Raw genomic sequence first — 23,546 nt, forward strand, 5'->3', positions numbered from 1 at the left:
CGGAATCCGGAAGTCTGGCGACTGCGCCGATCAGAGACCATTTCACCCGCCGCTTAATTTCCGCTTTCAAGGTTGCGCTCGTATTCATGAATCTCTCCGCTGTAAAAGGAAGCGAACGACCATTCGTTATGCTGAATAAAGCGAAGCCCGTTGGGCCGGGCGTGAAGATGCGGCACCGGAAGAACGATTCTAAACAGCTTGCTATCGACGGATGCGTGATCCGGCTAACAAATGCAGATCTTTTTTGTCTTGCATTGACGTGCTCTGTCGTCCAGCGGCCCTTGCGGTCGTTCCGGAATGTCAGAAGTGATGTGAAGCGATTGCTGCGGAGATGACGCTTTGGTTTTATTAGAATAGCTACATAAAACGGCGCAGTTAGCCGAACGCGCCCGAGAATGGCTTCGAGCTTGCAATGTTGAGCGGGCCACCTCCAGCAGCCGCGCGCAATCGTGTCCCCTTACACCGCCAGCAACCCTTTCTTCTCGATAAACGAAATCACTGCATCCAATCCGTCGAGTCCCTTGAGATTGCACATCACGAACGGCCTTTCCCCACGCATTTTTGTAGCGTCGCTCGCCATCACATCCAGATTTGCACCGACATAAGGCGCAAGGTCCGTCTTGTTGATCACAAGCAAATCTGACTTGGTAATCCCGGGCCCGCCTTTACGCGGAATCTTCTCGCCACCGGCGACATCGATCACATAGATGGTCAGATCGGAAAGCTCGGGGCTGAACGTAGCCGCCAGATTATCGCCACCCGACTCGATGAACACGATATCGACGTCCGGAAAGCGCGACACCATCCTGTCCACCGCTTCGAGATTGATCGATGCGTCTTCGCGGATCGCCGTATGCGGACAGCCGCCCGTTTCCACGCCCATGATCCGTTCAGCCGGTAACGCGCCCGCCACGGTCAAAAGCCGCTGATCTTCTTTCGTATAGATATCGTTGGTGATGGCGACGAGATCGTACTTGTCGCGCATCGCCTTGCAGAGCATTTCGAGCAGCGTCGTTTTACCGGAACCCACGGGCCCGCCGACGCCCACGCGCAACGGCGGCAGTTTCTTCGTTCGACGAGCGGCGGCGGAATAAGCAGGAGCGTTCATGCGATTTCGATTCGATGTTTGAAGCAAGTTAAGAACGGAAGAGCCGCGAGTATTGCGACTCATGCCGCGCCGACAAGATGCCAAGCTGCGGCGCGAATGTATTGACCTGATCGGGCGATGTAGCGAGCGCACGACTCACGGCATCATCGATGGGCGCGCGCAATGCCACGATGATCCGCTGCCCTGCAAGCTGCCCCAGCGGCACGGCCTTGAGCGCCGCTGCCGCCTGATTCTCGACCCAACTGAACGCATAAGCGGCGAGCGCCGCATCGGTTGAAGCATCGTGTGCATACGCCGCGAACGCGAAGGCCGTCGGTTGCGCGATGGGCTTCATCGCAGCGAGCGTCGCGCGACGCGCCTCATCGCCCCATTCGAGCGATGCGCACAATTGCGCAAGCGACCACCCCATCTGCTCGGTCTCGCGGCGCAACTCAGCGGACTCGCGGCTCGCGATGAATTCTTCGTTTGCATCGGCAAGTGCGGCACTGTCATGCGTCCGCCAGCGCTCGATCTGATGCGCGATGAACGGCAACTCCCCACGCGCGAGCACATGCGAGAGGCCGTTTGCAATCCACTCGCGCGTGCTATCGGCATCGTGTATGAAGCCGTGTTCGATTGCCGCTTCGAACCCTTGCGAATAGCTGAACGCGCCGATAGGCAGCGCAGGCGACGCGAGATGCAGCAGCGCCGTGAGTTCAGTCGTGCGCATGACCGTGATGATGGTGATGATGATCGTGCGAATGGTCGTGCCCGCACTGCGAATGATCGTGCCCGTGATGCTCGTGATAGACCTTCTGCGCGAGCGCGTAGTCCTCGCTGAACGTCTCGTCATGGCCATGCTTGTGCCCGCCGCCGTATGCGCCCGTTTCCGGCTGAAACGGCTGCGATTCGCGCGTGACGGTCGTGCCGAGACGCTTGAGCATGTCTTCGAGAACGGAGTCGGCTTCGAGCTTGAGATGATCCGCGTGAATCTCGACGGGCGTATGCCGATTGCCGAGATGGTAGGCCGCACGCATCAGCACCAGCGGATTCACCGCACGCACGACGAGCACGTCTTCGGCAGCGGCAACCACCCGCACGAAGCCGCCATCGTCGGCGACGAGCATGTCGCCATCGGCGAGCACGGTCCCGCGCGGCATCACGAGCGCGGCTTCCTCGCCGTTATCGAGCGTGACCGCGAGACGGCTCTTGCCGCGCGAATCGAATGCCAGGGTCATTGTTGGCGCGCGTTTGACGAGAACCGGGGCGAGCTTCGCTGTGAGACGTTTGTCGATAGTGCGCATAGAGCTTTAGAACAGAAAATAGCGTTGCGCCATCGGCAGCACGGTGGCGGGATCGCAGGTGAGCAATTGACCATCGGCGATCACCTGATAGGTCTGCGGATCGACGCTGATGGACGGCTGCCATGCATTGTGAATCATGTCGGCCTTCGTCACATTGCGGCAGTTCTTCACCGCCACCACCTGCTTTTTCAAGCCATAACGTTCCGTGATGCGCGACTCCAGCGCCAGTTGGGACACGAACGTCAGCGATGTCTTGCCGAGAGCGCCGCCGCGCGTCGCGAACATCTCGCGGTAGTGCACGGGCTGCGGCGTCGGTATGGATGCGTTCGGATCGCCCATTTGCGCCACGGCGATCATGCCGCCCTTGACGATCATCGCCGGCTTCACGCCAAAGAACGCCGGCTCCCAGAACACGAGATCGGCCCACTTTCCCGGTTCGATCGATCCCACTTCATGCGCGATGCCATGCGTGATCGCGGGATTGATCGTGTACTTCGCGACGTACCGTTTCGCGCGGAAGTTGTCGTTGCGTGCGTTGTCTTCAGCGAGCGCGCCCCTTTGCACCTTCATCTTGTGCGCCGTCTGCCATGTACGGATGATGACTTCGCCGACACGGCCCATCGCCTGCGAATCGGACGAGAGCATGGACAGCGCGCCGAGGTCATGCAGAATGTCTTCCGCCGCGATGGTCTCCCGGCGGATGCGCGATTCCGCGAATGCAATGTCTTCCGCAATCGACGGGTCCAGGTGATGGCAAACCATCAGCATGTCTAAATGTTCGTCGAGCGTGTTGACCGTGTACGGTCGCGTCGGATTCGTGGAAGAGGGCAGCACGTTCGATTCGCCCGCTACCTTGATGATGTCGGGCGCGTGGCCGCCGCCCGCGCCTTCCGTGTGATACGTGTGAATCGTGCGGCCCTTGAACGCGGCGATCGTCGCTTCGACAAAGCCCGCTTCGTTGAGCGTGTCCGTGTGAATAGCGACTTGCGTGTCGGTATCGTCGGCGACGGAGAGACAGTTGTCGATGGCCGCCGGCGTCGTGCCCCAGTCTTCATGCAGCTTCAGGCCGATCGCGCCCGCCTTGACCTGCTCGACGAGCGGCTCCGGCAAGCTCGCGTTGCCCTTGCCGAGAAAGCCGAGATTGACCGGCCAGCCATCGGCGGCCTGCAGCATGCGTTCCATATGCCACGGACCGGGCGTGCATGTCGTCGCGTTGGTGCCGGTCGCCGGGCCGGTGCCGCCGCCGAGCATCGTCGTGACGCCGCTTGCGAGCGCCTCGTCGATCTGCTGCGGGCTGATGAAATGGATATGCGTATCGACGCCGCCCGCCGTCACGATCATCCCTTCGCCCGCGATCACTTCGGTGGCCGCGCCGATCGCAATGGTCACGTTCGGCTGAATGTCGGGATTGCCCGCCTTGCCGATGGCAAAGATTCGCCCGCCCTTGATACCGATATCCGCTTTCACGATGCCCCAGTGATCGAGAATCAGCGCGTTGGTCACCACGGTATCGACGACATCGGCGGCGGTGCGTTGCGACTGTCCCATGCCGTCGCGTATCACTTTGCCGCCGCCGAACTTCACTTCCTCGCCGTAGGTGGTGAAGTCGCGTTCGACTTCGATGATGAGATCGGTGTCGGCGAGGCGCACGCGGTCGCCGGTGGTCGGGCCGAACATCTCTGCATAAGCGCGGCGGCCGATGCGTAGCGTCATGTCGTTATGTCCTGATCAGAGTGGGCCCATGATGAGGCCGTTGAAGCCGTACACGTGACGATCGCCTGCCAGCGCGACGAGTTCGACCGTGCGCTCCTGTCCCGGCTCGAAGCGCACCGCGGTGCCGGCCGCGATATTGAGCCGGAAGCCGCGCGCCTTCTCGCGATCGAATACGAGCGCCGTGTTGACCTCATAGAAGTGATAGTGCGAGCCGACTTGCACGGGCCGGTCGCCGCCGTTGGCCACGACGACCGATACGGTCTCGCGTCCGGCGTTGAGCTCGTGCTCGCCGTCATCGATCAGATATTCGCCGGGAATCATCGTGCGTCTCAAGGGATGGGATGGTGGACGGTGACGAGCTTCGTGCCGTCCGGGAAGGTGGCTTCGATCTGAATGTCGGGGATCATTTCCGGCACGCCTTCCATGACGTCGTCACGCGTGAGGAGCGTGGTGCCGTAGTGCATGACTTCAGCGACGGTCTTGCCATCGCGGGCCGCCTCCATCAATGCAGCCGAAATGAAAGCGACGGCTTCGGGATGATTCAGCTTGAGACCGCGTGCGCGACGGCGTTCCGCGAGCAGCGCCGCCGTAAAGATCAGGAGCTTGTCCTTTTCGCGAGGCGTGAGTTTCATGGACTTGTTCTATGAGCGTTGGGCTTCTTCATTATGTTGCGTCAGAACCGACGCTTCAAGCGAGAGCCGTGCCACCGATGCACTGGCCTTGTGCCATGTGGGTTCGCGGGTCCAATGGGAACGGCTTGCACACGAATGGAGCGTCGCTGTGCGCCATCGTGGTGCGCAATCAGGTGGTCCAGAGCCTGAGCGGCCGCGCTTCGACACCATGCACGAGCGGGCGAAGACGCAGCCAGCATTCGGTGAGCGCGCGTTGCAGCGGCTCCATCGACTGGCTTACGGCACGCACTATCAGCACGCCGGGCGCAACGCACGATGCCCCTGCGCGTATGAGCTCGTCGAATGGCAACTGTGCGGTGATGGCTTCGGCGAGCGCGTCGTCGCATACGGGGCCTATCGCCCATAACGTGCCGTAAGCGGGATGACCTGCGAGGCCTTGCAAGGCATCGCGCAATGGGTCGCCTGCTTCGATCAGACTGCGTTCGAACCAGAGCGTGCGTCCATCGCGATATGTGATGCGCGAAACCGCCTTGATATGCCCTTGCGTCCATCGTTCGCCAGCGGCGGCGCGGCCAAGCAGCATTGCATCCCAGCCGATGGCCGTTGCGCCTTCGTCTATCGTGAGCCGGAGGTCCAACTCGATGTTCGACGATTCGAACACGATGTTGTTCTGCGGAAGCCAGTCGAGCTTCGCGTGCGCCGCGAGATCGATAGCGATGTGCTGCGTCGCGAGCTTGCCGTTGGCCTTGTACCACTTCGTCGCGCCGGGTGTCGTGATGACGGCGTGCGAGCCGTCGCCGAGCTTGACGTCGATGTTCAGGCGATCGCCGCCTGCGACGCCGCCGGGCGGATGCACGATCACCGCATGACAGATATCGCCTTCGGGATAGAGCGGCCGTTGCAGGCGCAGCGGCCCTTCATGCTTGCGATGCGTGCAAACGGTGCGGTCGTGCTGACGTGCGAAGCCGAGCTCGAGCGAGCCGCGCCAGATGTCGGGATCGGCGAGCGCCGCGTGGGATTCGTGATGCATGGAAACGATGCTATCGGGGATGATGCGTCATCATACGGCGATCAGCTCGCGCACTCCATGCGTATCCATTTGCGATCCCTCGCCGCCTGCGACGATTTCGCCTCGGCTCATGACCCAGTATTGATCGGCGAGTTCGCGTGCGAAGTCGTAATACTGCTCGACGAGCAGCACGGTCATGCCCATTTCATCGACGAGCTGACGCAGCGTGCGGCCGATGTCGCGAATGATCGAAGGCTGGATGCCTTCTGTCGGTTCATCGAGGATCAGCAGTTGCGGTTCGCTCATCAATGCGCGGCCTATCGCGAGTTGCTGTTGTTGGCCTCCCGACAGATCGCCGCCGCGACGATGCTTCATGTCGCGCAGAACGGGAAAGAGTTCGTAGATGCGATCGGGGATTTTGGAAGGGGCCTTGCGGCTTGCGGCGCCGACGAGCAGGTTCTCTTCGACGGTCAAACGGCCGAAGATGTCGCGGCCTTGCGGGACATAGGCGAGGCCGTTCGAGACGCGCGTATGCGTTGGCATCGATGAGATCTTGGCGCCGCGCCAGGTGATGGTGCCGCTTTTGGTCGGTACCACGCCCATCAGGCAGCGAAGGAGCGTCGTTTTGCCTACGCCGTTGCGGCCTAGCAGCACGGTTAGCTCTCCGTCGGGGGCCGTCAGTCGCACATTCCTTAGGATGTGGCTGCCGCCGTAGTATTGGTTCAGGTTTTCTACTTCAAGCATGGGGCTTTGGCTCTCGATTTTTGTACGGGTGACTTCGGGTTTTCGTGTCGGTCTAATAGTGCGCGCCGGGGAGGGGCGAGCTAAAAAACCGACACGAATACAAGCTCAACGAAAAGTCAAAAGAAAGACCCCTACCGTCCAAGATAAGACTCAACAACAGCGTCATCCCGCTTGACGCAATCGAGCGTGCCTTCTGCAAGAACACTCCCTTCGGCCATAACAGTAACCTTCCCGCTATCACCGCTCAGCGCAGCAACAAACTCCATATCATGCTCGACGACCATCATCGAGCAAGACCCGCGGAGCGTATTGAGCAACTCAGCAAGCTCCATAGTCTCGTGATCGGTCATGCCAGCGGCGGGCTCATCGAGCAAAAGCAGCGCCGGTTGCTGCATCAGCAACATGCCGATCTCAAGCCGCTGCTTCTGTCCATGCGATAACTCTCCCGCCAGCCGCGTCGCATGATGCTGCAAGCGAATCAGTTCGAGCGTCTCCTCGATGCGCGCCTGTGCCGCCCGATCGAGCCGCGCCCGCAACGAAGCGAACCACCGCTTGTCCGTCTTCATCGCGAGTTCGAGGTTCTCCCACACAGGATGATTCTCGAACACAGTCGGCTTCTGAAACTTGCGGCCGATGCCCGTGCGCGCAATCACAGGCTCCGTCATGCGCGTGAGATCGAACGTCTGGCCGAGAAAGACCTTGCCGTCATCAGGCCGCGTCTTGCCGGTGATCACGTCCATCATCGTCGTCTTGCCCGCACCGTTCGGGCCGATCACACACCGCAATTCGCCCACGTCGATCGACAACGTGAGTTTGTTGAGCGCGCGAAAGCCATCGAAGCTCACCGTCACGTCTTCCAGATAAAGAATCGTGCCGTGCGATACGTCGATCTCACCTGGCGCAGGCACATGCCCGAGTGCGGCCACGCCGTTGAGGTTCGAGTCGTCGTAGACAGGCGGAATCGGCGGCAAGTCGACGATCAATGCGTTGTGAGCGGTCATTCCGCAGTGTCTCCCGCAGTCTTCTTGCGACGCGCAAGGTCGATGAGTCCCATGATTCCGTTAGGCAAGAGCAAGGGCACGAGCGTGAAGATCAGGCCAAGAAAAAAGAGCCAATACTCGGCGAAATATGCGGTGAAAAAGCTCTTCGCGCCATTGACCGCGAATGCGCCGATGATCGGCCCGATCAGCGTGCCGCGTCCGCCGACCGCGACCCAGATCGCCATTTCAATCGAATTGGCAGGCGACATCTCACTCGGATTGATAATGCCCACCTGCGGTACATACAGCGCGCCCGCAATGCCGCACAGCACCGCGGACACCGTCCATATGAAGAGCTTGTAGGCGAGCGGGCTATAGCCGAGGAACATCAGGCGCGCTTCGCCATCGCGCACGCCAGTGACGACGCGGCCCAGCTTCGATGTCACGATCCAGCGCGCTGCCAGGAACGCCAGCACGAGCACGGCGAACGTGATGAGAAAGAGGGCAGTGCGCGTGCCGGGATGCGTGACGGGGAAGCCCGCGATGCGCTTGAAATCGGTGAAGCCGTTGTTTCCGCCAAAGCCCGTTTCGTTGCGATAGAAGAGCAGCATCGCCGCGAACGTCATCGCCTGCGTGATGATCGACAGATACACGCCCTTCACGCGCGAACGAAACGTAAAGAAGCCGAAGACCCACGCAAGGACGCCCGGCACCAGCACGACGAGCAGCAGCGCATACCAGAGATGCTCCGTGCCTTGCCAGTACCACGGCAACTCGCGCCAGTCGAGAAACACCATGAAGTCGGGCAGATCGCTTTGATACGTGCCTTCGCGACCGATCGATCGCATCAGATACATGCCGATCGCATAACCGCCGAGCGCGAAGAAAAGCGCATGCCCGAGGCTCAGAATGCCGCAGTAACCCCAAACGAGATCGAGCGCGAGTGCGCCGATTGCATAGCACATGAGCTTGCCGACGAGCGTCATCGCATAAGCGGACAGATGAAACGTGCTCGTTTCCGGCAGTGCGAGCGCGGAGAGCGGCACGCAGACGCCCATCGCGATGACGAGCGCGATCAGCGCGATCCATCCGTTGCGTGGCAATAGCGCGGCGCGCGGCGGCAAGCCGAGCGCGAAGCCTGCGCGTGCGGCGCTTTGGTCCGGTTGCGGCGCGACGTCGAGATTCGCGCCGATATTCGTCGAGGCGGTCATGGGTCAAGCCTCCGCGCTGCGGCCCTTGAGGGCGAACATGCCCTGCGGACGCTTCTGAATGAAGAGGACGATGAGCACGAGCACCGCGATCTTCGCGAGCACCGCTCCCCAGAACGGCTCGATGGCCTTGCTGACGAGTCCGAGTCCGAAGCCGCCGATCACCGTGCCCGCCAGTTGACCGACGCCGCCGAGCACGACCGCCATGAACGAATCGATGATGTAGCTCTGCCCGAGATCGGGGCCGACGTTGCCGATCTGCGAAAGCGCGCATCCGCCAAGCCCTGCGATGCCCGCGCCGAATGCGAACGCATAGGAATCGACACGCGCGGTCTTCACCCCGACGCACGCGGCCATGCGCCGGTTCTGCGTGACAGCGCGTACGAACAGGCCGAGCCGCGTGCGCGTCAACACGGCCCACGCGATGAACACGACGGCAATCGAGAAAGCGAGGATCGTCAGGCGGTTATACGGGAGGATTAGATTCTGCGTGACCGCGACGCCGCCGCTCATCCACGAAGGATTCGTCACTTGCACGTTTTGCGCGCCGAAGGTCGTGCGCGTGGCCTGAATCAATATCAGGGAGATGCCGAACGTGGTCAGCAGCGTTTCGAGGGGACGTCCATAAAGATGCTTCAAAACGAGCCTTTCGAGCACGATGCCGACAAGCGCCGCCGCCATGAACGACGCAGGCACGGCGAGCAGCGGATACCAGTCAAAAGCGGCGGGGGCGTAGTGCTGCACGAAGTTTTGAACGACGTAAGTGGCGTACGCGCCGATCATCAGGAACTCGCCATGCGCCATGTTGATGACGCCGATCAGGCCATAAGTGATCGCGAGTCCGAGCGCCGCAAGCAGCAGCACGCTGCCGAGCGACAGACCCGCGAAGATCGTCCCGGCGATCTCGCTGCGGCGCTGGATCGAATCGAGTTCCTCGATGCCCGCTTGCGCAACGGCGCGCACGCGTTCATCGGATTCGTTATAGCTGCCGTCGCTTTTCCTGACGACGATGGGGCGCAGCAATTCATACATGTCGAGGTCATGGCGAGCCGCGACGAGTTGCGCCGCTGCGAGACGCTTGCTCGCGTCGGGATCGTGCAGCGCGGTCATCGCCCAGAGGGTGTCGAGGCGCTTCTTTAATTCGGTGTCGGTTTCGGCGGCGCGGGCGCGATCGATCAGCGGCTTCATCGATGCATCCGGGTTCTTCAGCAACGCGGCGACAGCTTCGCGGCGCTTTGCGACATCGGGCGAGGCGAGTTGCAGGCCCGATAACGCGCCCGCGACCTTCGTTCGCAGCGAATTGTTGAGCGTGATCGCTTGCGCGTCGGGGGCATCGACGATCTTGCTGGTGACAGGGTCCTTGTTGCCGTCGTCGGTTTGCATCATGACGTGGCCGTCGTCGGTCGCGACGAGCGAGCCATCGGCGAGCGCGTTCAGCACGGCGACGGAAGGGGCATCGGCGTTGGCGATGAGCTTGTCGATGGCGGCGGACTTCGCCTGGAAATCGTCGCCGGCGAGCGGGGCGAGCTCATCGGCGGTGAGTGCATGAGCCGCGAATGGCGCGAGCGCCATGAAGCATGTGAGCACTATGCGCAGAAAAGGGGAGGCGAGCGAGCCGGTCATGGTGGCCTTTCTGATCGAACTGAAACGGCCGCGCGCGCGATGACGCCGGTGACGTCATGCACGAACACGCGGCCTTGCATCAAGCCATCAATGCAACTGACTTATGCCGTGCGCACGCGCGAGCGGCGCAGGAACGACGGAATGGAACTAACGACATCCGGCTTTCCTTCGTTGCCCGCGATGAACGGGCTCCACGGTTGCGCGCGCACGGCGGTCTTCGTTTTCCAGACGACGTTGAACTGGCCGTCGCCGCGAATCTCGCCGATCATCACCGGCTTGTGCAGATGGTGATTGCCGTCCATCGTTAGCGTGAAGCCCGAGGGTGCGGCGACACTCTGTCCGATCATCGCGACGCGCACCTTGTCGACATCGGTGCTCTTCGCTTTCTCGACGGCCTGCTTCCACATGTGAATGCCGACGAAGGTCGCTTCCATCGGATCGTTCGTCACGCGCTTGTTTCCGCCGGGCAGATTCTGCGTCTTGACCCATTCGGCGAATTGGGCTTCGAACTTCTTGTTGGCGGGGTTCTTCACCGACATGAAGTAGTTCCATGCGGCGAGATGGCCGACGAGCGGCTTCGTATCGATGCCGCGCAGCTCTTCTTCGCCGACCGAGAAGGCGACGACGGGCACGTCGGTGGCTTTCAGCCCCTGGTTGCCGAGTTCCTTGTAGAACGGAACGTTCGAGTCGCCGTTGATCGTCGAGATGACCGTGGTCTTTCCCCCTTGCGCGAAGGTCTTGATGTTCGCGACGATGGTTTGATAGTCGCTATGTCCGAACGGTGTGTAGACCTCCTGAATATCCGCATCCTTGACTCCTTTCGAGTGGAGGAAGGCGCGCAGGATCTTGTTGGTCGTGCGCGGGTACACATAGTCGGTGCCGAGCAGGAAGAAGCGTTTGGCGCTGCCGCCTTCCGGTCCCATCAAATATTCCACAGCGGGGATGGCCTGCTGATTCGGCGCGGCGCCGGTATAGAAGACGTTGCGCGACATCTCTTCGCCTTCGTATTGCACGGGATAGAAGAGCAGGCCGTTGAGTTCTTCGAACACGGGCAGCACTGATTTGCGCGATACCGATGTCCAGCACCCGAACACGCACGCGACCTTGTCTTGCGTGAGCAGCTGGCGGGCTTTCTCGGCGAAGAGCGGCCAGTTGGAAGCGGGATCGACGACGACGGGTTGAAGCTGGCGCCCCATGACACCGCCGTTCTTGTTGATATCGGCGATGGTCATGAGGGCGGTGTCCTTGAGCGATGTTTCGGAGATCGCCATGGTGCCGGACAGCGAATGCAGAATGCCGACCTTGATCGGACCGGTCGTGTCGGCGGCGTGCGCCCTTGACATGGGCAGTTGGCCGGCGAGCGCCAGCGCGCCCGACATGGAGCCGAGTTTCAGCAGACTGCGTCGTTTCATTTTTGGTTTCCCCTTGGCGGATGTGGCTTTGGTTTCGCTGCTTTTGGAAAGCTGCCGAAATTTGATGTTATGGGTTCTTTTGCAAGGGGTATGCCAATTGGGGCCGTTCGCACGGCTGGCTTGGGTTTGCTGGGTTTGTGCTTCGTTCTTCGCTTGCGGCCTTGCGGTTGTTCGAATTGTTTTGGTGCACCAGACGGTGAGCTTGCATCGTTGCGGTGCGCTTCGTTCTGTTTGTGCCTCTTTGTTTTCGGTGGTTTTGTTTTTTTCGTGTCGGTGTTTAGTGCGCCCCTGCCCGGGGCGGGGGCACTTTCCTGGCTGTTGATCAGAGTTGGCGCTGCAGCGCCTTACTCTGGTCCCATGCGAAGAAAGTAACCAAAAAAAGCAGCTTTCTTGGCCGGAAGCACAGACTCGTGTTGCCACTCCGTAGAACATCGGTGGATCTCGAGTTAATTGGCAGCCTTGAATCCCCTTCCACGCTCGCTGAACACGACCCCATGCAAGCCCCTTGGATCGACAAAACCAATCCGAACACATCACACCACGCACGAACATTTCAAACGGGAAATAAGCCTTGAAACCCTGGCCGCAAGCCGCGAGCGTTAAGTCGCAAGTCGCAAGTCGCAAGTCGCAAGTCGCAAGTCGCAAGTCGCAAGTCGCAAGTCGCAAGTCGCAAGTCGCAAGTCGCAAGTCGCAAGTCGCAAGTCGCAAGTCGCAGGTCGCAAGTCGCAGGTCGCAGGTCGCAAGTCGCAAGTCGCGAGCCGTAGCCGTAGCCGCAACCCGCAACTCCGCAAGCGACGACTACAAGCATAAGCACGGACGGACCACGACCACGGACGGACCACGACTAGGGACCACGACTACGGACCACGACCGGATCACCGATTTTGATGGCGAGTGAGTTGTGTGCGTCAAGTTGTGCAGAAACCGGATGCCGGTGGTTTCAGTTGATCCATCTGCGCTGAGTGCGGCGCGGAGGGCGTAGCCCGCAGCGCCGAACCCGCGCGCCCGCTATGCAGCCGCGCGCAAGAACTCCTTCTTCTGCTCGGCCAGCAAGGCCATGTTCAGATAACGGCTGTCTTCCAGCCACGTTTCATGCGTTTCGCTACACAGGGCCCTGATCAGCCGAAGGCACGACGCTTCGTTGGGAAAGATGCGCACGATACGCGTGCGCCGCCGGATTTCCTCATTCAGTCGCTCCAGCATGTTGGTGGACTTCAGGTGCTTGTGATGCGCGCGCGGCAATCGGTAAAACGTCAACGTCTCAGCGATGTTGCCTTCGACCCAGTCCACCAGCTTCGGATATTTTCCCTGCCACTTGCTGATCCACGCAGCCAGATCCCGTTGCGCTTCCTGCAGGTCGCGACGATCGTACATCCAGCGCAACTCCTGCAGGCAGTCGTCATCGGCCTTGCGCGGCAGATAGTCCAGCGCGTTGCGCAGGAAGTGGACGTAGCAGCGCTGCCAGGCGGCTTCCGGCAGCACCTCGCCGATCGCCTTCTTGAGCCCCGCGTGGTCGTCCGAGGCGACGAACTCGACGCCTGACAGGCCGCGCTTCTTTAGCGCCAGAAGGAACTCTTTCCAGCTCGAATGGCTTTCGCGGTTGGCCAGCTCCACAGCCAGCACCTGCCGGTGGCCTTCCCAGTTGATGCCGATGGCGATCAGCACCGCCTGCGACCGGATCACGCCCGACTCACGCACCTTCTCATAGCGCGCGTCGACGATCAGATACGGATACGCTTCCTCCAGCGGCCGGTGTGCAAACTTTGCCAGCGTCGCATCCAGCCCTTTGTTGATCGCCGAAATCGCCGAGGCCGAAAAACTGTGACCGCACAGCTCTTCGGTAATCGCCTTGACCTTGCGCGTCGACACACCCTGCACGTACATCTCGGCCAACGCCGCCACCAATGCCTTCTCGCTGCGCGCATAGCGCTCGAACAGCGCCGTTGAGAATTCGCCATGCCGATCACGTGGCACGCGCAACTCCAGTTTGCCGATGCGCGTCACCAGAGCGCGGCCGTAGTAGCCCGCACGATAGCCGCTTCGCGTCTCGCTGCGCTCATTGGGCGCAGCGCCCAGCAGCTCTGTCATTTCCGCTTCGAGCACTTCCTGAAGCGCATCCTTCATAAGCGCCTTCATCAGATCCCGGTCGCCGGCAACCAGCGCTTCCGCTGACGGCCGGTTAGTACTACGCTTGGTCGTGGCCATGGTGCAAGCCCTCCCGAGGGCAGGTTGACGAACTGGACATTCATCAACTTACACCACGGCCACCCCCGCCTCTGCGCTCCTGACGCCTCAGCGTTTTTGCACATCGTTCAGCACACTACCGGCGAGTGATGGCCGGACGTAGTGTTCGCGAGCGAAGTCGATGATGCGCTAAGGCACTTGTTGGAAGGGGAAGGTGCTTGTGAAATGTTTTGTTGTAGCGAGGCGGCCGGTGTCCCGATGGTGTTGACGAGCCGAGGGGCTCGGAGGACGTTAGTAGTCAGCGGGCGCGGAAGGTGATTCAAGGCTCTTTCAAGCTGAGTGCCACCGATGTTCTACGGAGTGGGCACACAAGTTAGTGCACCGGGCGGTTCGAAAAAAAGCTGCTTTCTTTGGTTACTTTCTTTGCATGGGACCAGAGTAAGGCGCTAAAGCGCCAACTCCGGTCGACAGCCAAGAAAGTGACCCCCGCCCCGGGGAGGGGCGAGCTAATAGACCGACACGAGAAACCGGAGAAAATCAAGCTACCCGCTCAAGGGCAAAAACTTCTTCTGATGCCCGCCCCGGCGAAGGGGCAAGCAAACAGACCACCACAAAAAAAGGACGCCCGCCCGCCCAAGGGCAAACCAAATCACCGATTGACCATCCGCGCAGGAACACTGAGCACAAGCAGAGCCCCAACCACGAGAAACCCGGCAAGCATAAACATCCCACTCGAATTGGCTCCGGTGGCTTGCTTGAGCCAGCCAACAAGATAAGGACTAAGAAACCCGGCAAGGTTGCCAAGAGAGTTGATCATGGCGATCCCGGCCGCCGCCCCAGTGCCCGCGAGAAACGCCGTAGGCAAACTCCAGAACAACGGCAGCGTAGTGAGAATGCCCATCGTGCCAAGCGTGAGTCCGAGCATCGCAAGCGGCGTATTCCCGGCCCAGATAACCGACAGCACAAGCCCGATAGCCCCAACAAACGCCGGCACGGCAATATGCCACCGACGCTCACCACGCTTGTCCGCACTGCGCGCCACGAGCAGCATGCCAACCACCGCCGCGCCATAAGGAATCGCCGACAGCAGCCCGATGGTCAAAGCATCGGTCACGCCCGTCGCCTTGATGATCGTGGGCAGCCAGAAGCTCACGCCATAAAGACCCATCACGAACGAGAAATAGATCAGGCTCATCAACCAGACCTTCGGGCTCGACAAGATACGGCTGATCGGCAGATCCTCCTTCTCGACGTTATCCGCCGCGATGTTCCGCTCCAGCAAATCGCGCTCTTCCTGCGTGAGCCACTTCGCCTTGGAAATGCGATCGTCCATCATCAACAACACGACGATGCCCACGATCACCGACGGAATGCCCTCCAGCAGCAACAGCCATTGCCAGCCGTGCCAGTTGTTCGCGCCATCGAAGGTCTTCATGATCCAGCCAGACACCGGCCCGCCGATCAATCCCGACAGCGCAATCGCCGTCATGAACAGCGTCGTCATCCGCCCGCGCCGATGCGCCGGATACCAGTACGTCAGATAAAGAATGATGCCGGGAAAGAAGCCCGCTTCCGCGACGCCGAGCAAAAAGCGCATCACGTAGAACATCGTGGGCGTGGTGACGAACATCGTGAGCGCGGAAATGATGCCCCACGAAATCATGATCCGCGCGATCCACACGCGCGCACCGACTCTATGCAGAATGACGTTGCTCGGTATCTCGAAGATGAAATAGCCGAAGAAGAAAATGCCCGCGCCGAAGCCATACACAGCATCCGACAAACCGAGATCGGTGGACATTTGCAGCTTGGCAAAGCCAACGTTCACGCGGTCCAGATACGCCACCACGTAACAGATCAGCAGCAGCGGCGAGAGCCGCCACGCGACCTTTCGATAGGTCGCTTCCTCAAAGCTCGAAGGCGCGCCCGCGCCCGGGCGATGCATGGGATTGGCAGTGCTCGACATCTCGTCTCCTTACGCTCGTGCAAACGCGAGCATCGTTATATTGGCGTAAGGATTCTAGCCGCTCGGCTGCACGCCAAGCGGCTGTTTTAGATGGGGAAAACACCGATGAAGCCCACGCGGGCGCGCGTCGGCCCCGCGTCAGACGCAGCGTCCGCCGTCCACTTCGAGCGCCACGCCCGTGATGAATTCGGCATCGTCGGAAGCGAGATAGAGCGCCGCATTCGCGATGTCCTGCGGCGTCGACAGGCGGCCGAGCGGAATCGTCGCGAGGAACTTCTGACGGTTCGCGGGCGTGTCCTCCATGCCCATGAACTCGGAGAGCAAGCCCGTTTCGCCCATCACCGGATTGATGCAGTTCACGCGGATGCGATCGGGGCCCAACTCCACGGCCAGCGCCTTGCTCGCGACGATCACCGCCGCCTTGCTGCCGTTGTACCAGACAAGACCAGGGCGCGGCCGCACGCCCGCCGTCGATGCAATGTTGATGAACGCGCCGCCGCCTTGCTGACGAAAATACGGCACGAACTGCTCGACGCTCCAGTAGATGCTCTTCACGTTCACCGCATAGACGCGATCGAACTCGGCCTCGGTTACATCGAGCACGGGCTTGTTACGGTGCGTCGTCCCCGCGTTGTTGACGACCACCTGCACGCTGCCGAAGTCGTCGATGGTCGCATCGAAGAGACGCTGCCAGTCTTCGCGCTTCGTGACATCGCCCTGAACGGCGATCGCGCGTCCGTGCTTCGTTTCCGGCGACGAAGCCAGCGCAATTTCGCTGGCGACGCGCTCGGCCGCCGCGCCGTTCAGATCGTTGACGACGACGTTCGCGCCTTCGCGTGCGAACGTCTTAGCGATGCCTTCGCCGAAACCCGAGCCCGCGCCCGTCACGATTACCGTTTTGCCTTGCAGTCGCATGTTGTCTCCTGTTGATGGCTGTGCGTCAGCCGTGCTTGATTGCAATGGTCTTGAGCGTCGTGAAGCCATAAAGCGCCTCGAAGCCCTTCTCGCGTCCGTGTCCCGAATGCTTGACGCCGCCGAACGGCAATTCGACGCCGCCGCCCGCGCCATAGTTGTTGATGAACACCTGGCCCGAACGCACGCGCCGCGCAAGCCGCATCTGCCGCGCGCCGTCGCGCGTCCAGATGCCGGCGACGAGGCCGTAGTTGGTGTCGTTGGCGAGCTTCAATGCGTCGGCTTCATCGTCGAAGGGCATCACGGCGAGCACCGGGCCGAACACTTCCTCACGCGCGAGCCGATGCGTGCGCGGCACGTCGCGCAAAAGCGTCGGCGCCTGATAGAAGCCGGCTTCCGGCGCTTCGGTGACGACTTCGCCATGCGCGGCCATCGCGATGCCGTCGTGCTGCGCATCGGAGAGAAAGTCCCACACGCGCTGCTGCTGCTTCGCGCTGATGAGCGGGCCGCAGTCCAGATCGAGCCTGCTCGGGCCGACCTTCAGCGCCGCGAACGCCTCCGACAGCCGCTCGATGAGCGGCTCGTAAGCCGCACGCTCGATCAGCACGCGGCTGCCCGCCGAACACGTCTGTCCCGCGTTCTGCACGATCGCCGCGACGAGCACGGGCAGGGCGGCGTCGAAGTCGGCATCGGCGAACACGATTTGCGGGGACTTGCCGCCCAGCTCGAGCGTGACGGGGACGTGGTTGTCGGCGGCCATCTTCGTGACGGCGGCGCCCGTCATCGGTGAGCCGGTGAACGAAATGTGATCGATGCCCGGATGACGCGCGAGCGCCGCGCCCGCTTCGTATCCGTAGCCGGTGACGATGTTCAGCGCGCCTTCCGGCAATCCCGCCTCGGCGGCCAGCTCGGCGATGCGCAGCAGCGAAAGGCACGCGTCCTCCGCCGGCTTGACCACGCACGCGTTGCCCGCGGCCAGCGCCGCGCCGACGCTGCGCCCGAAGATTTGCAGCGGATAGTTCCACGGCACGATATGGCCGGTCACGCCATGCGGCTCGCGGATCGTGAGCACGGTGAAGCCGGACTGGTACGGCAGCGTCTCGCCGTGCAGCTTGTCGGCGGCGCCCGCATAGAACTCGAAGTATCGGGCGATACCCGCCGCGTCGGCGCGCGCCTGCGTGAGCGGCTTTCCGGTGTCGCGCGCCTCGATCTGCGCGATGTCCTCGTGACACGCGGCGATCAGCATCGAGAGCCGCGCGAGGATGCGCCCGCGGTCGGCAGCGCTCGTCGCGCCCCATGCGCCGTCATAAGCGGCGCGGGCTGCGCTCACGGCGCGGTCGATATCGGCGCTCGTGCCGCGTGCGATCTGCGAGAACACCTGCCCATCCGATGGATCGACGACCGGAATCGTTTCGCCGCTCGACGGCGCGGACCACCGGTTGCCGATGAAATGCTTGCCTTCTTCCATGCGTGTCTCCTGGGTCTTTTCGAATATAAAACAGCCATGCGATGCCGCGTAAGGGGCCGGTCGCACGGAATGCGACGTCGACGTATCTGCAAGGCGCATGACGCGGCCAGCGGTCTTTGCGCGGCAGCCCCTGACTATAATTGCATTCCGGCGAACGCCTGAAACGCGCCGCATCGCCGCGCCGCGCGCCGCTTGTTCGGGGGAGGCCAAACGGCGCGCCGCGTTCCGCACGCTGCGGGGCCGGTCGGTCATGCAAACGGCCCTTGCGATCGTCCGCCATCGTCCAGCACGGCGCGCCACACAGCCCCGGTCCGGCAGGCTCCTTTGGCTATAATGCCTGAAGTGTTTCACCTCGCTGCGCCGGCGTTTCACGCGTCGCCTGCTTCCCGTACCAACTTCTCCAGAGAGCGCTCATGAGCTTCAACAACGTACCTCCCGGTAAGGACCTTCCGCAGGATTTCAACGTCATCATCGAAATTCCCGCACAGAGCGATCCGGTCAAATACGAAGCGGACAAGGACATGGGCCTGCTCGTGGTCGATCGCTTCATCGGCACCGGCATGCGCTATCCGGCGAACTACGGCTTCATCCCGCAGACGCTGTCGGGCGACGGCGATCCCGTCGACGTGCTCGTCATCACGCCGTTCCCGCTGCTGGCAGGCTCGGTCGTGCGTGCACGTGCGCTCGGCATGCTGCAGATGACCGATGAATCCGGCGTGGACGCAAAGCTGATCGCCGTGCCGCACGACAAAATCTGCCCGATGACGGCGAACATCAAATCGATCGACGACGTGCCCGAATACCTGAAGGATCAGATCAAGCACTTCTTCGAGCAATACAAGGCGCTCGAAAAGGGCAAGTGGGTGAAGGTGGAAGGCTGGGCGGGCATCGACGCCGCGCACAAGGAAATCACCGAAGGCGTCGCGAACTACACGAAGTAAGCGCGCTTCATCGCTAAGAAACGCCGCCGCGTGCTTCGACGCGGCGGCGTTTTATTTTTCTTCGCTTGCTTCGGCCTCGGTCCGGGGCAACACGGACTCAAGCGTTCTTTCGCCCGCGATCAACGCGCGCTTTTGCTGCACCGGCAGGCGCTTGACCCAATACTCCGCGCGCGACGCCTCGGAGCGCCCGGACACTTCGAACGACGCCATCACTCTGACCGGCTTTCTCGTGCGCGTATAACGCGCGCCCTTGCCGCTCGCGTGCGCGGCGAAACGCGCGTCGACATCGGTGGCGATGCCGGTGTACAGGCTGCCGTCGGCACATTCGATCAGATAGAGAAACCACGGCATCGCGTCGTATCGGCAAGGGCAGGGAATTGCCGCGCATTATCGCCGATGACCGCGCCATCGGCCCATGCCGACGCCTTTTATCGACTTGCGCGAGAATAGCCGCTTCGCGCATGACGCGCTCATCGGTCACACAGCGAGGTAGCCTGTTGAATCGCGAAGTCGAAATTCACGTGGTCGATACGCTCGACGATATCCCGGCGGACGACTGGAATCGCCTCGCCGGCGACAATCCTTTCGTGCGGCACGGCTTTCTTCGAGCGTTGCAGGACACGCATTGCGCGGTCAAGCGCACGGGCTGGCGCGCGCATCATCTCGTTCTGCGGCGCGGCGGCAAATTTGCGGGCGCGATGCCGCTCTATCTCAAGTCGCATTCGCGCGGAGAATATGTCTTCGATCACGCCTGGGCCGACGCCTTCGAGCGGCATGGCCTGCGCTACTACCCGAAGGCCGTGTCCGCGGTGCCGTTCTCGCCGGTGACGGGACCGCGCCTCATCGCGGCGGAGCATGAGGATCGCGTGCTGCTCGCGCGAGGTGCGATCGAACTGACGCGCCGGCTCGATATCTCCTCGCTGCACGTGCTGTTTCCGCACGCCCAGGACATCGATGCGCTGACGGACGCCGGCTACATGCTGCGCGAAGGCGTGCAGTTCCACTGGGAGAATCTGCCCGGCGACGGCTACGCGAACTTCGACGCCTTCCTCGCGACGATGAGTCACGACAAGCGCAAGAAGGTGAAGCAGGACCGGCGTCGCGTGATGGAAGCGGGCGTGAGCTACACGTGGCTGCGTGGCGCGGAGATTGACGAGAGCGCGCTCGACTTCTTCTACAGCTGCTACGACAACACGTATCGCGAGCACTGGAATGCGCCGTATCTGTCGCGCGAGTTCTTCGGCCAGATTCACGCCGATGCCCCCGACAGCATGCTGCTCGTGATCGCCGAAGCGGACGGCGAGCGGCTCGCGTGCGCGCTCAACATGATCGGCGGCGACACGATGTATGGCCGCTACTGGGGCACGCGCGAGTTCATCTCGGGGCTGCACTTCGAGACGTGCTACATGCAGGGCATCGCGTATTGCATCGAACACAGGCTCGCACGTTTCGAAGGCGGCGCGCAGGGCGTGCACAAGATGTCGCGCGGTCTTCTGCCTACGCCGACATGGTCCGCGCACTGGATCGCGGATCAACGCTTCGCGCACGCAATCAGCGAGTTTCTGGATGCCGAAACCACCGCGATGAACGAGCATATCGAAGAGCTCGAAGCGCATACGCCGTTCAGAAAAAAGGCTTAGGGTCACATGCGATAATCGTTTCGACGCTTCGCTTTTCGTCCGACACACCCCGCGCAGGCAACGATGAACATGAGCCAGAACTTCTTCAATTTATACAGTCATGATTTCGCGCGCGTCGCTGTCGCCATTCCGAACTGCAAGGTGGCTGATCCCGCGTTCAACGCCGAAGAGACCATCAAGCTCGCAAGGCAGGCAGCCGCCCGCGGTGCGGTGCTCGTCGCCTTTCCTGAGCTCGGCCTGTCCGCCTATACGTGCGACGATCTTTTCCATCAAAGAGCCTTGCTCGATGCCTGCGAAGATGCGCTCGGCAGCATCGTCGAGGCGTCGAAGGGATTGAAGATCGCGATGATCGTCGGCCTGCCGGTGCGCGCGGAGCACAAGCTCTTCAATTGCGCGGTCGTCGTGGCGGATGGCGTGATTCGCGGCGTCGTGCCGAAGAGCTACCTGCCGAACTACGGCGAGTTCTACGAAGCGCGTCAGTTCAGTCCCGCCGATGCGGCCACCACCAACACGCTCGCGCTTTGCGGCCAGCAGGTGCCGTTCGGCGCCTCGCTGCTGTTCCAGCTCAAGGACCTGCCGCTCTTCCGGTTCCATGTCGAAATATGCGAGGACGTGTGGGTGCCGATCCCGCCGTCGTCGTTCGCGGCGCTGGCGGGTGCGACGGTGCTCGTGAATCTGTCGGCGTCGAATATCGTCGTGGGGAAGTCGGCGTATCGGCATCAGCTAGTCGGGCAGCAGTCCGCGCGTTGCGTGGCCGCGTATCTCTACACGTCGGCGGGCGAGGGCGAGTCGACGACCGATCTCGCATGGGACGGCCAGGGCCTCATCTACGAGAACGGCGAGATGCTCGCGGAGTCGGAGCGGTTCGCGGGCGAATCGCATGTGATCTATGCCGATGTCGATCTCGAACGGCTCTCGCGCGAGCGCATGAAGCAGACGACCTTCGGGCGATCCACCGCGCGCCATGCCGATGAAGTCGCAAAGTTCACCGTCGTCGAGTTTTCGCTGGCGGCGCCGGTCGAAGGCGCTTTGCCGCTGGAGCGTCGCGTCGCGCGCTTCCCGTACGTTCCGGCCGATCGCACGCGCCGCGACGCAAGGTGCAACGAGGTCTACAACATCCAGGTCCAGGCGCTGTTGCAGCGGCTGAGGTCGTCGGGGATATCGAAGGTCGTGATCGGTGTATCGGGCGGGCTCGATTCGACGCATGCACTGCTCGTGTGCGCCAAGGCGATGGACCGGCTCGGCTTGCCGCGCGCCAACATCCTCGCCTATACGATGCCTGGCTTCGCGACCAGCGACCGCACGCTTCGACAGGCGCGCGAACTGATGCAGGTGATCGGCTGCACCGCCGAGGAAATCGACATTCGTCCGAGCTGCACGCAGATGCTCGCGGACATCGGCCATCCGCACAGCGAAGACAACGAGCAATACGACATCACGTATGAGAACGTGCAGGCCGGCGAGCGCACGAGCCATCTCTTCAGGCTGGCCAATCTTCATAACGCGATCGTCATCGGCACCGGCGATCTGAGCGAACTTGCGCTCGGATGGTGCACGTATGGCGTCGGCGATCACATGTCGCACTACAACGTGAACGCCAGCGTGCCCAAGACGCTCATCACGCATCTGGTGCGCTGGGTCGCCGAGTCGGGCGCAATCGGCGATGCCGGAACCGACGTGCTCGAACATATCCTGAGCACCGATATCAGCCCCGAGCTCATCCCCGGCAAGGCGAGCGGGGCGCTCGAACAGAAGACGGAAAGCGTCATCGGGCCGTACGAGCTTCAGGACTTCAACCTGTATTACACGATCCGCTTCGGCTTCGCGCCGTCGAAGGTTGCGTTCCTCGCCCATGCGGCCTGGCGCGACCGCGATGCCGGCGACTGGCCGGAAGACCCGAACGTCGCGCGCAATCAATACGGGCTCGCGGATATCCGCAAGAACCTGCGCATCTTTCTGGACCGGTTTTTCCGCACGAGTCAGTTCAAGCGTTCCTGCATCCCGAATGCACCGAAGGTGGGATCGGGCGGCTCACTGTCGCCGCGTGGCGACTGGCGCGCCCCGAGCGATTCGCAAGCCACTGTGTGGCTCAAGGATCTGGAGCGGATTCCCGAGACGGAGTGACCTTCATCTCGCGGTTTACCGAACCGCCGGCACCATCAAACGCGACTAGAATCGAAAGCATCCGTCACGAAAGTGACGCCCCTTCTCTGAACTCCTGACTCCGAAGCGAGGCACGCCATGAAACGCATCACCGCCATCATCAAACCGTTCAAGCTCGACGAAGTTCGCGAAGCACTCGCCGAAGTCGGTCTGACGGGGCTCACGGTCACGGAAGTGAAGGGCTTCGGCCGCCAGAAAGGGCATACCGAACTCTATCGTGGTGCAGAGTATGTGGTGGACTTCCTGCCGAAGGTGAAGATCGAAGTGGTCGTCGCGAACGATCAGACCGATCAGGTCATCGATGCGATCATCGGCGCGGCGCGCACCGGCAAGATCGGCGACGGCAAGATTTTCGTCGCGGACGTGGAGCGCGTCATCCGCATTCGCACCGGCGAGGAAAACGAAGCAGCGGTCTGATCGCCGCGCGTCGAGCTTCGCCGCATCGCAGCCCGCTCGCCCGAGCGGGCTTGTTCTTTCCGCTTCCGCATCGCATGCACCGGTTCGATGCGCGTCTCGCCGTTCCGCATTCCTCCAGGCCGCAACGGATCATCGTGCTGTAA

General features: G+C 61.8%; 21 protein-coding genes. 4 read left to right on the top strand and 17 right to left on the bottom strand.

All coding sequences use genetic code 11. The features are described 5' to 3' along the window. Positions 1 to 457: 457 nt before the first annotated feature. The 16 genes from ureG to LDZ21_RS03590 form a co-directional block, all read right to left on the bottom strand. Positions 458 to 1,108 (bottom strand): urease accessory protein UreG, encoded by a 651-nt coding sequence (gene ureG / locus LDZ21_RS03515; protein ID WP_244794250.1) that lies wholly within the window; start codon positions 1,106 to 1,108, stop codon positions 458 to 460. Between the two features lie 28 nt (positions 1,109 to 1,136). After that, entirely contained in the window at positions 1,137 to 1,817 is a 681-nt protein-coding gene (locus LDZ21_RS03520; RefSeq protein WP_244794251.1) for an urease accessory protein UreF, read from the bottom strand. Next, positions 1,804 to 2,391, bottom strand: a complete 588-nt coding sequence (gene ureE, locus LDZ21_RS03525; protein ID WP_244794252.1) for an urease accessory protein UreE — start codon at positions 2,389 to 2,391, stop codon at positions 1,804 to 1,806. Before ureE ends, LDZ21_RS03520 begins: the two co-directional genes overlap by 14 nt. A gap of 6 nt (positions 2,392 to 2,397) precedes the next feature. Further along, entirely contained in the window at positions 2,398 to 4,104 is a 1,707-nt protein-coding gene (gene ureC / locus LDZ21_RS03530; RefSeq protein ID WP_244794253.1) for an urease subunit alpha, read from the bottom strand. A gap of 15 nt (positions 4,105 to 4,119) precedes the next feature. After that, on the bottom strand, positions 4,120 to 4,425 hold the full coding sequence (locus LDZ21_RS03535; protein ID WP_244794254.1) for an urease subunit beta: 306 nt from the start codon (positions 4,423 to 4,425) through the stop codon (positions 4,120 to 4,122). Between the two features lie 8 nt (positions 4,426 to 4,433). Beyond that, positions 4,434 to 4,736 (bottom strand): urease subunit gamma, encoded by a 303-nt coding sequence (locus tag LDZ21_RS03540; protein ID WP_008342482.1) that lies wholly within the window; start codon positions 4,734 to 4,736, stop codon positions 4,434 to 4,436. 169 nt (positions 4,737 to 4,905) lie between these two features. Continuing rightward, positions 4,906 to 5,766 (bottom strand): urease accessory protein UreD, encoded by an 861-nt coding sequence (locus LDZ21_RS03545; protein ID WP_244794255.1) that lies wholly within the window; start codon positions 5,764 to 5,766, stop codon positions 4,906 to 4,908. Between the two features lie 30 nt (positions 5,767 to 5,796). After that, on the bottom strand, positions 5,797 to 6,489 hold the full coding sequence (gene urtE, locus LDZ21_RS03550; RefSeq protein ID WP_244794256.1) for an urea ABC transporter ATP-binding subunit UrtE: 693 nt from the start codon (positions 6,487 to 6,489) through the stop codon (positions 5,797 to 5,799). Positions 6,490 to 6,620: 131 nt separating this feature from the next. Then, positions 6,621 to 7,490 (bottom strand): urea ABC transporter ATP-binding protein UrtD, encoded by an 870-nt coding sequence (gene urtD, locus LDZ21_RS03555; RefSeq protein ID WP_244794257.1) that lies wholly within the window; start codon positions 7,488 to 7,490, stop codon positions 6,621 to 6,623. Next, positions 7,487 to 8,680, bottom strand: coding sequence for an urea ABC transporter permease subunit UrtC (gene urtC, locus LDZ21_RS03560; protein WP_244794258.1), 1,194 nt, complete (start codon positions 8,678 to 8,680; stop codon positions 7,487 to 7,489). The genes urtD and urtC overlap by 4 nt, the downstream gene beginning before the upstream one ends. 3 nt (positions 8,681 to 8,683) lie before the next feature. Continuing rightward, positions 8,684 to 10,300: an urea ABC transporter permease subunit UrtB gene (urtB, locus tag LDZ21_RS03565; RefSeq protein ID WP_244794259.1), complete on the bottom strand. Its 1,617-nt coding sequence runs from the start codon at positions 10,298 to 10,300 to the stop codon at positions 8,684 to 8,686. A 101-nt stretch (positions 10,301 to 10,401) separates the two neighbouring features. Further along, positions 10,402 to 11,712 carry an urea ABC transporter substrate-binding protein gene (gene urtA / locus LDZ21_RS03570; protein WP_244794260.1) on the bottom strand — a complete coding sequence of 437 codons (1,311 nt, stop codon included), beginning with the start codon at positions 11,710 to 11,712 and terminating at the stop codon, positions 10,402 to 10,404. Positions 11,713 to 12,720: 1,008 nt separating this feature from the next. Next, positions 12,721 to 13,917: an IS256 family transposase gene (locus LDZ21_RS03575; protein WP_244793817.1), complete on the bottom strand. Its 1,197-nt coding sequence runs from the start codon at positions 13,915 to 13,917 to the stop codon at positions 12,721 to 12,723. A 628-nt stretch (positions 13,918 to 14,545) separates the two neighbouring features. Then, complete coding sequence (locus tag LDZ21_RS03580) at positions 14,546 to 15,862, bottom strand: MFS transporter (protein ID WP_244794261.1); 1,317 nt, start codon at positions 15,860 to 15,862, stop codon at positions 14,546 to 14,548. Positions 15,863 to 16,000: 138 nt separating this feature from the next. After that, positions 16,001 to 16,777, bottom strand: coding sequence for an SDR family oxidoreductase (locus tag LDZ21_RS03585; protein ID WP_035959710.1), 777 nt, complete (start codon positions 16,775 to 16,777; stop codon positions 16,001 to 16,003). Positions 16,778 to 16,802: 25 nt separating this feature from the next. Next, positions 16,803 to 18,242 (bottom strand): aldehyde dehydrogenase family protein, encoded by a 1,440-nt coding sequence (locus LDZ21_RS03590; protein WP_244794262.1) that lies wholly within the window; start codon positions 18,240 to 18,242, stop codon positions 16,803 to 16,805. A gap of 413 nt (positions 18,243 to 18,655) precedes the next feature. Here LDZ21_RS03590 and ppa point away from each other — a divergent pair, with 413 nt between their 5' ends. Continuing rightward, positions 18,656 to 19,183 carry an inorganic diphosphatase gene (ppa, locus tag LDZ21_RS03595; RefSeq protein WP_244794263.1) on the top strand — a complete coding sequence of 176 codons (528 nt, stop codon included), beginning with the start codon at positions 18,656 to 18,658 and terminating at the stop codon, positions 19,181 to 19,183. A gap of 51 nt (positions 19,184 to 19,234) precedes the next feature. Here ppa and LDZ21_RS03600 read toward each other — a convergent pair whose 3' ends face one another. After that, entirely contained in the window at positions 19,235 to 19,534 is a 300-nt protein-coding gene (locus LDZ21_RS03600; protein ID WP_244794264.1) for a GIY-YIG nuclease family protein, read from the bottom strand. Between the two features lie 146 nt (positions 19,535 to 19,680). Here LDZ21_RS03600 and LDZ21_RS03605 point away from each other — a divergent pair, with 146 nt between their 5' ends. From LDZ21_RS03605 to glnK, 3 genes are all read left to right on the top strand, one after another. Next, entirely contained in the window at positions 19,681 to 20,823 is a 1,143-nt protein-coding gene (locus tag LDZ21_RS03605; RefSeq protein ID WP_244794265.1) for a GNAT family N-acetyltransferase, read from the top strand. A 69-nt stretch (positions 20,824 to 20,892) separates the two neighbouring features. Beyond that, positions 20,893 to 22,947, top strand: coding sequence for an NAD(+) synthase (locus LDZ21_RS03610; protein WP_244794266.1), 2,055 nt, complete (start codon positions 20,893 to 20,895; stop codon positions 22,945 to 22,947). A 117-nt stretch (positions 22,948 to 23,064) separates the two neighbouring features. Further along, a complete protein-coding gene (glnK, locus tag LDZ21_RS03615) occupies positions 23,065 to 23,403 on the top strand; it encodes a P-II family nitrogen regulator (protein WP_008342452.1) in 339 nt (112 codons plus the stop codon). Positions 23,404 to 23,546 lie beyond the last annotated feature (143 nt).

The organism is Caballeronia grimmiae, assembly GCF_022879615.1.
GTDB classification, from domain to species: Bacteria; Pseudomonadota; Gammaproteobacteria; order Burkholderiales; family Burkholderiaceae; genus Caballeronia; species Caballeronia grimmiae.